Raw genomic sequence first — 12220 nt, 5'->3', positions numbered from 1 at the left:
TCGTTATGCTGAAAAATCTACCTTAAAAAGTGTCCGACCCAAAAACTTGAGCCGGATATGCGATAGGAACGGGTGCGCCATCACTCACACGGTCCGCTCTGATCACGTAATTTCACGCTAATGTGAGTAATATGAGTCTGTCATCCCCCAAATTGGGTAAGGCCGTCATTAATCCGCAAGCATTGGCATCAAACGCTCGAGAACGATGCGCCAGTGCCGGAAGAAAGCCAGTTGCCCGGCCTCTTCGATCAGGTGGAACTCGATCCAACCATAGTCGCGGCGGAATTCCTCAATGGTTGCAAGCGGCACCTGCGGGTCTTGCGTACCGTTTATGAAGACGATGGGTAACTTGCCGCGAAGGGCCTCGACATCCGCGCTCCAATCTTCAAGCTGGCCGGAAATGAGCTGTCGCGAAAACGCTTCATGCGCAGAGTGGTGCTCGGAAAGAGCGACTTCGGAGCCAGTGGCGAGCGCCTCAAAGGCTTCTGGATCTTCGATCGTGGCGACATCGGCCGCAGAATTACCGTAGACTGCGTGCAGGAACGTCCGCTTTCCGATCTTTCGGGCCAAAAGAAATCCAGCTTTGACCATGAACGGCAACAGATGCGGCGTGTACTTGGCTCCGGCCATGATGAATCGGTGCCATTTGTGCATACGCTCGAACTGTTCGCGCCGGGTGAGGGGCAACATGCCGGAGCACGCGATGATTCCGCTGAAGGCAAAGGGATTTGCACGGGCCAACTTGACGGCATAATAGGCATCTCCGCTGAGGCATAGGATCGGACAATGTCCAACCGCTTCGGCGCGTAATACCCGCATCGTGTCATCAAGAAGGGCTGTGTCATAATCTGTGCTTCGGTCCACCATATCCGACAGGCCATAGCCGGGCCGTAGGGGCACGATCACCTTTAAGCCGCGCAATGCAGCGCAAGCCTCAGCCGAGGCGGGCCAGCGCACCAACCCGAAATCAAGCGGAAGGTAGAGTACGGGTCTCCCGCGTGGCGCGCCAAGGATCAGATAGTCCACCCGCCGTCCGTCCGGCGTCACCAAGGATTTGAAATCACGTTCCACCAGCGTCGCATAGCCTTTGCTGACCTCAAGCGGAGCGGGGGCGGCGCGCACGGTCATGGCGGTCATGTCGATCAACGACAGAGCGAGACGCACCAGTTCCAACTGAGAATGGGTCTCGGTCTTGGCGAGCAGCGATTTGATCTGAGCGCGAACCGTGTCAACCGAGCGTCCCCGCTCGGCGGCGATCTCACTGACACTACGGCAATCGACGAGATGGCACAGAATATCGGCTTCGGTCTGGGTCAGCTCAAACGCTTGCATGAGGATATCACAGAACCCCGGTGGCATGCTCACGGCGTTTGACGCTGCTAGGACGAGGACCGTGCCATCCGCCGCGATGCAACGCTGCAGGCGGAAAACGATCAGATGATCGGCCTGCGCGGCACGCACCCGAAGAACAGCGGTGTCTTTTTCCCGGTTGTCAAAGAGGATATCGAGCGCGCATCTCAGTGCGTCCATATCAGCTTCATGGATCGGCAGATCGTGCAGTTCTGCCTTTGAAGGCAGAGCCATAGCCTGACGGGCGGCGGGATTGGCCGCGCGGACGTGGCGGCAACGGTCCAACAGCAAGGCAGGCACCCGGTCGAATGGGACCAGCATGCCATCCAGCCCAAGATTGCCTGTCTCCTCGGGGGCTAAGCGATCAAGGAATTCCGTGGCCCGGCGGAAATGTTCTGCAATCTGCGGGTCATCCAACAGGTGAGGCATGCTCAGGTCAACGCGCGCGCGCAGCGGACCTATCGCGCTCTCCCAGTGGTCAAGCAGCGCCTCGTAACGCGCGGGGTCGAGCGCTACGTCATAGAGTCTGTCAATCGCCGCATCCCTGTCCGCGTCGGACAGAGTTACAACGTCGATTTGATCCGTCATGCGCCGGGTCGATGTCATACCTGAAATCCGATGAGGTTAAAAACGGGCCGTAGCCTTTAGTTAGTCATGCAGGCACGGCATTTTAAAGGCAAATGAAAAGTCTCTTTGTGGCCTTATCAGTCCAAAAGACAGGCAAAGTGATCACGCAGCCGTCTCCATGTCGCCTCATCGGCGGCACTGAGCAATACGCCTTTGGCGATTGCCGTTGAATACTCGCGCCCATCGAGCATGCGCGCAACGCCGCCTGCCTGTTGGCAGACAAGGACGCCCGCCGCATGATCCCAAGGGTTCAGAACATCCGACATAACGAAATCCACCGCGCCCTGAGCCAAGAGCCGGTATTCATGGCAGGAACAGCGTAGCGCTATGCAACGTGCAAGTGCGGGCAGCAAAGGCGCCAGTTGCTCTTGGCGCGACTGCGACATCAGGTAGTAGTGCATGTAGCCTTGCAGGTCCGCCAATTCGCCACCGCGAGAGACGCGCGCCGGGCGCGCGACCCCGAGTGCGGCCTCGAGACGCGCGGGCGACGTTTCGTCGGCGATGATCCAGTCATCCGAGACGGGGTCATAGAGCAACCCCATTACCGGACGCCCAAAGCGGGTGACCGCGATGATCACCCCAAAGAGTGGAAGGCCATGCACGAAATTCCAAGTGCCATCCACAGGGTCGATGATAATTGCCAGTTCTGCTTCGGATACATCATCGCGTAGGGCGGGCTTGGCCGCCACCGCTTCTTCACCCACGATCAGCGCATGCGGGAACATCCGTTGCAGTCCCCGGGCGAGCATCGCCTCGGTCTGGTGATCGGCCTCTGTCACCAGATCATGTGGGCCGGATTTGGTGGTGGCATCGGCCCGTGTCACGGTGCGAAAGCGCGGCATGATCTCGGCGCGCGCGGCGCGGCGCACGAGGTTGATCAGCATGGTCTGCTGCGCCGGGGTGAAGGGGGACGAAAGCGGGATGGGCAGCGAATCGATCATGTCATCTCCTGTCGGTGCGCAGGTGGAGTGCCAGCCTTGGGGGCTGAAATCAACGCGGGAATGGCCAAAAAGATCGGAGGTTTCACCCCCGAGCCCCCAGAGTATTTCAGCCAACAAAAAGCCGGGTCGCAGGCGTCATTCGCGCGCACGCAAGGTCCGTGCAGGACGGGCACGCAATGGCCCCAAGGCGAAGACCAGACTGGCCAGCAGCGTCACCAACATCCCGCCCAGAATGATCGCTAACGCAGAGTTCCATATCACCGTAAACGGCGTGTCCATCACGAAATGGCTGACCGCCCAACCACCGCCGATGCCCGCCCCTAGTGCGACCAGCCCCGCGGCCCCGCCGAGAATTAGGGCACGCAAGATAAGGCTCGAGAGAATGCGGGCGCGCGTGGCGCCGAGGGTTTTGAGAATCGCCGCTTCATAGGTACGAGCGCGCTGATCTGCTGCCGCCGCGCCGATGAGCACGAGAAAGCCGGTGAGCAGAGTCACCGACGCGCCCCAAGAGGTGGCCGAGGCGAGGCCCGCCAAGAGATCTGTCACCTGGGTCAGCGCATCGCGGACGTTGATGGCGGTGACATTGGGGAAGCGGTCGGTCACGTCGCGCAGGATCTGTTCCTCGGATGCCTGATCGTCGGCATAGACCGTGGCGATGAACGTATGCGGAGCACCGGCCACAGCAGCCTCGTTCATCAAAAGGACAAAGCCCATGCCGACGCTGGAGAAATCCACCTCACGCAGCGACGTAATGGGCGCTGTGATGTCGCGGCCGAGAATGTTGATGGTGATTTCATCGCCGATGCCGATGCCCATCTCCATGGCTTCTTCGGCGGCAAAGCTGAGTTGCGGCGCGCCGGTATAGCCCTCGCCCCACCAGGTGCCTTCGGTGATTTCGGTGCGGTCCGGCAGGGCATCGGCGTAGCTCACGGCGCGGTCGCCCTCGACCACCCAATGTCCGGGGGCCACCTCGGTCGCGGGGCGGCCGTTGATGCGGCTGATGATGCCGCGCAGCATGGGCGCATTGTCGATGCGGCTGACAGCGGGGTCGTTCTCCAACCGCTCGAGGAACCATTCCATCTGGTCCTTTTGCAGGTCGACAAAGAAGAAAGAGGGCGCGCGCTCAGGCAGGTCGGCGGCGATGGCCCGGCGCAGGTTGCCGTCGATCTGGCCGACTGCAGCCAGAACGGCGAGGCCAAGACCGAGCGAGAGCATGACCGATCCGGCGGTGGTGCCCGGCCCGCCGATGGCCCCCAAGGCCCAGCCAAGAGCGGGGCGCCCGCGCAGGCGAACTCTTAAGGTACGGGCCAGTTTCTGGACCAGCATAGCGGCCAGAGACAGGACCAAGAGCGCACTGCCGATGCCGCCTGCGGTCCAGAGTGTGAGGCGCAGATTACCCGAGAAGAAGATAGCGGCGATGAGCAGGGCTGCAATAAGACCGAGGGTTGTCGCAATCCAGGGCCAGCCGGGCCAGCGGCGGGCGGCACCTGCCGCCTCGCGGTAAAGGGCTGCGGCGCGGACCTCTCGGGCGCGGGCGAGGGGCCACAGCGTAAAAATAAGCACGCTCAGTACGCTGTAGAGTGCCGCCTCGGCCATCGGAGCGGCATAGGGGGCAAAAATCGCAGGGACAGGTAATCGCGCCGCAATAACGGGTCCGAGCAGCACCGGCAGGCCCACTCCAAGAATGAGACCGCCGATGATGCCAATCAGGGACAGAACGCCTACCTGTATGAAATACGTCAGAAAAATCGTGCGTTGATCGGCCCCCAGCGTGCGCAACGTCGCGATGACTTGCACCTTGCCCGCGAGATAGGACCGCAAAGCCGCTGAGATGCCGACGCCGCCCACCGCAAGCCCCGAGAGGCCCACCAGTACCAGAAACGCCCCCAGGCGGGTGACGAATTCAGCCACGCGGGGGCTGGCGTTGCGGGCGTCGGACCAGCGAAAGCCGGAGCCATCCAGCTCTTGGAGACTGCGGGTTTCCAGCGCGGCGAGGTCCGAGCCCTCGGGCAGGAGAAGGCGGTATTTCGTCGTAAATAGTGAGCCGGGGCTCAGTAATCCGGAGCCGTCCAGATTGGCGCGGCTGACGATGGTGCGGGGGCCGAGGCCAAAGCCCGCGCGGGTTTGATCCGGCTCTTTCACCAGTTCGGCCATCAGGCGAAACTCACGTTCGCCCAAGCGAAAGGTGTCACCCACTGTGATGCCCAACCGCGCCGCGAGAATGGGCTGCATCACCGCGCCGGGCAAGCCGCCGGCACCGCCGAACGCCACATCAAGCGGCATGTTGGGTGAGAGAACCACATTACCAACCAGCGGATAGGCGTGATCCACGGCCTTGAGTTGCGTCAGTTCGCGTCGCCCGTCAGGGGCAATCGCCATAGAGCGAAAATCAGCAATTTCCGAGACAGCATCGGCATGTTGCACCATCCAGTTATACTCGGTCTCAGTGGCAAAGCGATAGGTCAGCTCAAGTTCGGCATCGCCGCCAAGGATGGCTGACCCCTGTTCGGTCATGCCGGCACGGATGCTCTCGCGCAGGGTGCCAACGGCGGCAATCGCCGCCACGCCAAGGATCACGCAGGCGAGAAAGATGCGAAAGCCGCGCAGGCCACCGCGCAATTCGCGTCGGGCGAGACGAGCCGCGATGCGCAGACTCATGCCGCGACCTCGACGCGGCCGTCGCGCAGGCTGACAACGCGGTCGCAGCGACGGGCAAGCTCTGGGTCATGGGTCACGAGCACCAAGGTTGCGCCGTGGCGGTCGCGCAGGTCGAAGAGTAGTTCGATGATCGAAGCGCCTGTGGTGCTGTCGAGATTGCCGGTGGGTTCATCCGCAAGGATGATCGCCGGGCGGGTGGCGGCGGCGCGGGCGAGGGCCACGCGCTGTTGTTCGCCGCCCGAGAGTTGCGATGGGTAGTGACCTGACCGGGATGCAAGACCCACAGCGAGCAGTTCCTCTTGGGCGCGCTCATAGGCGTTTGCGACGCCTGCGAGTTCAAGCGGAGTGGCCACATTTTCCAGTGCTGTCATCGTCGGAATAAGGTGAAATGATTGAAAAACAACACCAAAATTCTCGCGCCGCAGGCGGGCCAACTGGTCTTCGTTCATCAATGAGAGGTCATGTCCCATTGCCATGACTTGACCGGAGGTGGCGCGTTCGAGGCCGCCCATCAGCATTAGGAGCGAGGATTTGCCCGAACCGGACGGTCCAATCAGACCCAATGTCTCGGCCTTGTGGACATCCAGGGTAATCCCGTGGAGTATTCGCACAAGACCGGCGTTTCCCTCGAGCGACAATGTGACGTCGGTGAGGGACAGAAGAGGAGAACTCATGCGTTTGCGCCTGATTTACAAAGGTTTTCTGACATATGGGGTGCTGCGGCCCTTGGGCAAGGTGGTAGCGGCGTTTCTCTGCCTTGTCAGCCCCGTGATGGCCGCAGAACCGGTCACGGTTCTGGCATTGGGGGACAGTTTGACCCAAGGATATGGCCTGCCAGAGCAGGATGGGCTGGTACCGCAGATGCGGAAGTGGTTGGAAAATCAAGGGGTTGATGCGAATTTGATCAATGCGGGCGTGTCCGGTGACACCACGGCGGGCGGGGCTGCGCGGGTGGAGTGGAGCCTGACGCCGGAGGTGGATGCGATGATCGTGGCGCTGGGCGGCAATGATCTGTTGCGCGGCATAGATCCGGCGGTAAGTCGCCGAAATCTGGAAGAAATCCTGCGGGTGGCGGAGGCGCAGGGGGTCGAGGTCTTGTTGGTTGGCCTGAGAGCGCCGGGCAATTACGGGGCTGATTACAAGACGTCGTTTGATGCCATTTACCCTGATCTGTCAGAGGCTTATGACACGCTCTTCACACCTGATTTCTTTGCGGGACTGGGTGAGGGCGATCCGTCTACCCTGCAAGAGTTGTTTCAGGCAGATGGCATTCATCCCAATGCAGAAGGTGTTGCGCGGATTGTCGAAGGGTTGGGGCCGCAGGTGCGCGACTTGATCGAGGCGGCGCAGGCGAAGGAATGAGACCAGCCGTTACGCGAGGTCAGCCCGCCTGAGCCGCCTCGGTCAGCGCCTCGGGCAGGGTTCTGGCCAAGATCTCCATCTCCTCTGTCCGACCGCAACTGATGCGGATGCAGCGATCCTGCGGCGCGACAAAGGGCATGCGCACGAACACGCCGCGTGCCACCAGACCTGCCAGAACGCGCCGGGCAAAGGCGCCGTCGCGACCGCAATCCACGGTGACGAAATTGGTGGCGGAGGGCAGGGCTTGCAATCCGTTCTGCGCCGCGATGTGGGCGATGCTCTCGCGGGAGCGGCGCACCTCGGCCTGCACATGGGCGAGCCAGTCGGTATCGTGGAGCGCGGCCAAGGCCCCGGCCTGCGCCATCCGGTTCATGCCGAAGTGATTGCGGATCTTGTCAAAGCTCTTGATCAGCGGGGCATCCGCCACCGCATAGCCGATGCGGGCGCCAGCCATGCCGTAGGCCTTGGAAAAAGTGCGCATGCGGATGACCCGGGGATCATCGGCGGCAAACTCCGCCGCTGTGTGCTCGGGGGCAAATTCGACATAGGCCTCGTCAAGACAGAGCAGGCAGCCTTCGGGCAGGGTGTCGAGGGCGGTCACAATATCCGCGCCCGGCACCCACGTGCCCATCGGATTGTCAGGATTGGCGAAGTAGATCAGTTTCGCGCCCACATCCCGCGCGCGGGTGATGAGGGCGGACAGGTCTTCGTGGTCATCGCGGTAGGGCACCTTGTGCAGCGTGCCGCCAAAGCCGGTTACGTGATAGTTGAAGGTGGGATAAGCCCCGTCCGAGGTCACGACCGCATCGCCGGGGCCAATCAAGAGCCGCACCAGATTGCCCAAGAGACCGTCAATACCCTCGCCCACCAGCACGTTTTCGGGGGCCGCGCGCATGTGATCCGCGAGCGCTGCGCGCAGATCATGGCTGGTCGGGTCGCCGTATTTCCAGACATTTTCCGCCTCGGCACGGATCGCGGCAAGTGCGTTGGGCGAGGGGCCGAAGAGGTTTTCATTGGCCCCGAGGCGTGCTGCAAAGGGCGCGCCGCGTTGGCGTTCCTGCTCTTCCGGCCCGACAAAGGGGACAGAGGCGGGCAGGCTTTGGATCAGCGGGGTATAGCGCGGATGTGTCATGGGGCGCAGTTAACGGGATGCGGCAGAGCCTTGCAAGGGTGTGCCGCGACGTTGTGCTGGTCTGCGGCAGGGCTGTGGTGTTTCATGGTGCAAAAGGGAGGATTGGCCATGGCCCGAGTCACGACCGAGATCAAGGATCATATCGCACATGTCACGCTGAGCCGTCCGGACAAGCGCAATGCGGTCGATCCAGAGATGGCAGAGGCGCTTGTTTCGACGGGGCAGGCGCTGAGTGAGGCGGATATCCGCGCCGTGGTGCTGTCGGGCGAGGGCCGCGCGTTCTGCGCAGGTCTCGATGTGATGAGCTTTGCGCAATTGGCGGCAGGCGATCCCGAGGCGCTGTGTCTGCCGCGCACGCATGGCACGGGCAATCTCTTTCAGGCGGTGGTGATGGTCTGGCGTGATCTGCCGGTGCCGGTGATCGCGGCGCTGCATGGGGCCGTTTATGGCGCGGGGTTTCAGCTTGCGCTGGGGGCGGATGTGCGGATTGCGGCACCGGATACGGAGCTGGCGATCATGGAGATGAAATGGGGGTTGATCCCGGACATGGGCGGCATGGCGCTCTTGCCGCATCTGACGCGGTCGGACGTGATCCGGCGCATGACCTATACGGCGCGGCCCATTTCAGCGGCGCAGGCGATGGCGTGGGGGCTGGTCACGGAACTGGCCGATGATCCGCTGGCGGCGGCCTGTGATCTGGCCGCCGAGATTGCGGGCCGCAGCCCTACAGCCATACGCGCCGCCAAGCGTCTGATTGGTGTGGCCGAAAGCGGGGCCGATGCGGCGGCGGTTCTGAGGGCCGAGAGCCGGGAGCAGGCCGCACTGATCGGCAAGCCGGACCAGATGGAGCAGATTGCGGCCAATATGGCGGGGCGCGCGCCGGTGTTTCGGGGGTAGGATTAGCGTTTCTTGACGAACTCGGTCAGGATGACGATGCGCTGGCCCTCGACCCGGCCTTCGATCTGGGCGGGGTTGTCATGGACAAGGGCAATGCCGCGCACCGCCGTGCCGCGTTTGGCGGTGAAATTAGCCCCCTTGACCGTCAGATCCTTGATCAGGACCACGGTATCGCCTTGGGCCAAAGGCACGCCGTTGCTGTCGCGGTGACCGGTCTCGTTGCCACCTGCGTCCTCGGCGATGTTCTCGACCCATTTGCGGGTGTCGTCCTCGAGCCAGAGCTGCTCGGACAGTTCGCGCGCCCAGTCATGGTCGCTGAGGCGGGTGAGCATGCGCGCGGCCATCACTTGTGTCGGGGTATCCTCGGACCACATGGACGCGGCAAGGCAGCGCCAATGCTCGGGCTCGGGCGTGCCTGCGATCTGATCGGCGCAAGTGGCGCAGAGGCTGACGCTTGCCCCGTCGGGACCGCCCGTCACGGGATGGGGGGTGAGGGGGGCATCGGTGGCACAGAGGGCGCAGGACATAACAGGGAACTCCGGTAAAAAAGGGGCGTTGATCCCCCTTAGACCCCTATGGGGCAGGACAAAAGCCCGGACTGTGTTTGATCTGGCGCGGGTGGGTCCCTGCGCCAGTGGGCGCGCATCATCCCACCTTGACCAAACGCCTATTCCCATACATATGCCAGAGCTATGACAGACCTTGCTCACATCCGCAATTTTTCGATCGTGGCCCATATCGACCACGGGAAATCCACGCTTGCCGACCGGTTGATTCAGTCGACCGGGACGGTTCAGGACCGTGACATGAAAGAGCAGATGCTCGATGCCATGGATATCGAGCGCGAGCGCGGGATCACGATCAAGGCCAATACCGTGCGCATCGACTACAAGGCGCAGGATGGCGAGGTCTATGTCCTAAACCTGATCGACACGCCGGGCCATGTGGACTTTGCCTATGAGGTCAGCCGCTCCATGCGCGCGGTCGAGGGCAGTCTCTTGGTGGTGGACAGCACGCAGGGCGTCGAGGCACAGACGCTGGCCAATGTTTATCAGGCGATTGATGCGGGCCATGAGATCGTGCCGATCCTCAACAAGATCGACCTGCCCGCGTCGGAATGTGACCGGGTGGCCGAACAGATCGAGGATGTGATCGGGATTGACGCGAGCAATGCGATCCGCGTGTCGGCCAAGACAGGCGTCGGCATTGCCGAGACGCTGGAGGCCATCGTCAAGCATCTGCCCGCCCCCAAGGGCGACGAGAACGCGCCGCTCAAGGCGATGCTGGTCGATAGCTGGTATGATGCCTATCTGGGCGTGGTCGTTCTGGTGCGGATCATGGACGGGCGCATGAAGCGTGGCGACCGCATCCACATGATACAGACCGAGGCCACCTATAACGTCGAGCGGATCGGTGTGTTCCGGCCGCAGATGGAAAAGGTCGAGAGCCTTGGGCCCGGTGAGATCGGGTTTATCACCGCCTCGATCAAGCAGGTGCGCGATACCAAGGTGGGTGACACGATCACCCATGAAAAACGCCCCTGCGCCAAGGCTTTGCCGGGGTTCAAACCCTCGGTGCCGGTGGTGTTCTGCGGGCTCTTTCCGGTGGATTCCAACGAGTTCGAGGATCTGCGCAACGCGATCGAGAAGCTGGCGCTGAATGACGCGTCTTTCAGCTATGAGATGGAAACCTCGGCGGCGCTTGGCTTTGGCTTTCGCTGCGGGTTTCTGGGACTGTTGCATCTCGAGGTGATTCGCGACCGGATCGACCGCGAGTACGACATCGACCTGATCACCACCGCCCCGTCGGTGATCTATCACCTCTTCATGAAGGACGGCACGCGCTCGGATCTGCACAACCCCGCCGACATGCCGGATCTGACCTATGTGAGCCATATCGAGGAGCCTCGGATCAAGGCGACCATTCTGGTGCCGGACGAGTATCTGGGCGATGTGCTCAAGCTCTGTCAGGATCGGCGTGGCATCCAGATGGACCTGACCTATGCGGGCAACCGGGCGATGGTGGTTTATGATCTGCCGCTCAATGAGGTGGTGTTCGATTTCTATGACCGGCTGAAATCGGTCACCAAGGGCTATGCCTCGTTTGACTATCAGCTGCAGGGCTACCGCGAGGACAGTCTTGTGAAAATGTCGATCCTTGTGAACGATGAGCCGGTTGATGCGCTGTCGATGATGGTGCACCGGGACCGCGCGGAAATGCGTGGCCGCGCCATGGTGGAAAAGCTCAAGGATCTGATCCCGCGCCACATGTTCAAGATCCCGATTCAAGCGGCGATTGGCGGCAAGGTGATCGCGCGCGAAACGCTCTCGGCCATGCGCAAGGATGTGACGGCCAAGTGTTATGGCGGGGACGCCACGCGCAAGAAGAAGCTGTTGGAAAAGCAGAAGGCCGGCAAGAAGAGGATGCGCCAGTTCGGCAAGGTGGACATCCCGCAAGAGGCATTCATTTCCGCGCTCAAGATGGATAGTTGAGCGGTCGGATCGCGTCCTGATGCAACTCTCACTGGCGTTACGCCGCGCCCCGCGCTAGCGTGTTTCCAGCAGCGAAACAATTGAGGCGCATCATGACGACAAAGGCCAAGACAACCAGCCCGCGCAAGACATCGACCAAAAGCACGACCAAAGCGAGCACGGCCAAGCCCAAGACGGCGCGCAAGCCGAGCGTGGTCAAAGAAGCCGTGCCCGTGGTCGAGAGCGCGGCGGTCATTGCGCCTCTGGACAATGCGGCGGATAATGTCATCGCCCTGACCGTGACGGACACGATCCCCGCCGACGCTGGGCCGGACTTGAAGAAACAGGAACTGATCGACAAGGTTCTGGGCAAGGGCGACATCAAGAAGAAATACGCCAAGCCCGTCGTCGAGGCGGTTCTTGAGGTGCTGGGCGAGGCGTTGGCCGAGGGGCGCGAATTGAACCTGCCGCCAATGGGCAAGATCAAGATCAACCGGGTCCGTGATGTCGCCAATGCGCGGATCATCGTGGCCAAGATCAGGCAGTCGAAAGCGGGGGCCGGATCGGATGCCGGGACCGATGATCAGGACAGTGACGATGACATGAAAGATGAGGTTGCACAGGGCGAAGAGTGACGCTAAAAGCCCCCACGGCGGGTGATTAGCTCAGTGGTAGAGCGCTTCGTTCACATCGAAGATGTCAGGGGTTCAAATCCCTTATCACCCACCATTTCCCTGTTTTTTCACATTGTGCGGCTGACGTTTGCCGCCGGGTTTTGCAGG

General features: G+C 61.8%; 10 protein-coding genes and 1 tRNA gene. 5 read left to right on the top strand and 6 right to left on the bottom strand.

All coding sequences use genetic code 11. The annotated features are described in order from the left end of the window. Window positions 1-168: 168 nt before the first annotated feature. The 4 genes from ACSSVY_RS16230 to ACSSVY_RS16215 form a co-directional block, all read right to left on the bottom strand. Window positions 169-1956: a helix-turn-helix transcriptional regulator gene (locus ACSSVY_RS16230; protein ID WP_454270615.1), complete on the bottom strand. Its 1788-nt coding sequence runs from the start codon at window positions 1954-1956 to the stop codon at window positions 169-171. 98 nt (window positions 1957-2054) lie between these two features. Then, window positions 2055-2918: an inositol monophosphatase family protein gene (locus ACSSVY_RS16225; RefSeq protein ID WP_454270614.1), complete on the bottom strand. Its 864-nt coding sequence runs from the start codon at window positions 2916-2918 to the stop codon at window positions 2055-2057. Window positions 2919-3053: 135 nt separating this feature from the next. Then, window positions 3054-5576, bottom strand: a complete 2523-nt coding sequence (locus ACSSVY_RS16220) for an ABC transporter permease (protein ID WP_454270613.1) — start codon at window positions 5574-5576, stop codon at window positions 3054-3056. Further along, complete coding sequence (locus tag ACSSVY_RS16215; protein WP_454270612.1) at window positions 5573-6250, bottom strand: ABC transporter ATP-binding protein; 678 nt, start codon at window positions 6248-6250, stop codon at window positions 5573-5575. Before ACSSVY_RS16215 ends, ACSSVY_RS16220 begins: the two co-directional genes overlap by 4 nt. On the opposite strand from ACSSVY_RS16215, the gene ACSSVY_RS16210 reads away from it, so the two are divergent. Continuing rightward, window positions 6249-6938: an arylesterase gene (locus ACSSVY_RS16210; RefSeq protein ID WP_454270611.1), complete on the top strand. Its 690-nt coding sequence runs from the start codon at window positions 6249-6251 to the stop codon at window positions 6936-6938. The two genes, ACSSVY_RS16215 and ACSSVY_RS16210, sit on opposite strands and share 2 nt — an antisense overlap. Window positions 6939-6957: 19 nt before the next feature. Here ACSSVY_RS16210 and ACSSVY_RS16205 read toward each other — a convergent pair whose 3' ends face one another. Beyond that, the gene (locus ACSSVY_RS16205; RefSeq protein ID WP_454270610.1) at window positions 6958-8070 is read right to left on the bottom strand and encodes a pyridoxal phosphate-dependent aminotransferase; all 1113 of its coding nucleotides are present in this window, start codon (window positions 8068-8070) and stop codon (window positions 6958-6960) included. 108 nt (window positions 8071-8178) lie between these two features. Between ACSSVY_RS16205 and ACSSVY_RS16200 the strand changes: the two genes are divergently transcribed. Then, a complete protein-coding gene (locus ACSSVY_RS16200; protein WP_454270609.1) occupies window positions 8179-8967 on the top strand; it encodes a crotonase/enoyl-CoA hydratase family protein in 789 nt (262 codons plus the stop codon). A gap of 2 nt (window positions 8968-8969) precedes the next feature. On the opposite strand, the gene ACSSVY_RS16195 is transcribed toward ACSSVY_RS16200, so the two are convergent. Beyond that, window positions 8970-9494: a PhnA domain-containing protein gene (locus tag ACSSVY_RS16195; RefSeq protein ID WP_454270608.1), complete on the bottom strand. Its 525-nt coding sequence runs from the start codon at window positions 9492-9494 to the stop codon at window positions 8970-8972. A gap of 165 nt (window positions 9495-9659) precedes the next feature. Between ACSSVY_RS16195 and lepA the strand changes: the two genes are divergently transcribed. From lepA to ACSSVY_RS16180, 3 genes are all read left to right on the top strand, one after another. After that, window positions 9660-11459, top strand: coding sequence for a translation elongation factor 4 (lepA, locus tag ACSSVY_RS16190; protein ID WP_454270607.1), 1800 nt, complete (start codon window positions 9660-9662; stop codon window positions 11457-11459). Between the two features lie 92 nt (window positions 11460-11551). After that, on the top strand, window positions 11552-12073 hold the full coding sequence (locus tag ACSSVY_RS16185; RefSeq protein WP_454270606.1) for an HU family DNA-binding protein: 522 nt from the start codon (window positions 11552-11554) through the stop codon (window positions 12071-12073). 19 nt (window positions 12074-12092) lie between these two features. Beyond that, window positions 12093-12167, top strand: a tRNA-Val gene (locus tag ACSSVY_RS16180). The last annotated feature ends 53 nt before the right edge of the window (window positions 12168-12220 follow it).

It is taken from the genome of Roseovarius sp. MBR-51, assembly GCF_053628575.1.
This window is presented reverse-complemented; position numbering and strand designations above follow the sequence as displayed.

Coding starts and splice junctions, on each gene's coding strand:
- ACSSVY_RS16230 (WP_454270615.1), bottom strand. CDS start 1,956: ATGACATCGACCCGGCGCATGACGGATCAAATCGACGTTGTAACTCTG.
- ACSSVY_RS16225 (WP_454270614.1), bottom strand. CDS start 2,918: ATGATCGATTCGCTGCCCATCCCGCTTTCGTCCCCCTTCACCCCGGCG.
- ACSSVY_RS16220 (WP_454270613.1), bottom strand. CDS start 5,576: ATGAGTCTGCGCATCGCGGCTCGTCTCGCCCGACGCGAATTGCGCGGT.
- ACSSVY_RS16210 (WP_454270611.1), top strand. CDS start 6,249: ATGCGTTTGCGCCTGATTTACAAAGGTTTTCTGACATATGGGGTGCTG.
- ACSSVY_RS16215 (WP_454270612.1), bottom strand. CDS start 6,250: ATGAGTTCTCCTCTTCTGTCCCTCACCGACGTCACATTGTCGCTCGAG.
- ACSSVY_RS16205 (WP_454270610.1), bottom strand. CDS start 8,070: ATGACACATCCGCGCTATACCCCGCTGATCCAAAGCCTGCCCGCCTCT.
- ACSSVY_RS16200 (WP_454270609.1), top strand. CDS start 8,179: ATGGCCCGAGTCACGACCGAGATCAAGGATCATATCGCACATGTCACG.
- ACSSVY_RS16195 (WP_454270608.1), bottom strand. CDS start 9,494: ATGTCCTGCGCCCTCTGTGCCACCGATGCCCCCCTCACCCCCCATCCC.
- lepA (WP_454270607.1), top strand. CDS start 9,660: ATGACAGACCTTGCTCACATCCGCAATTTTTCGATCGTGGCCCATATC.
- ACSSVY_RS16185 (WP_454270606.1), top strand. CDS start 11,552: ATGACGACAAAGGCCAAGACAACCAGCCCGCGCAAGACATCGACCAAA.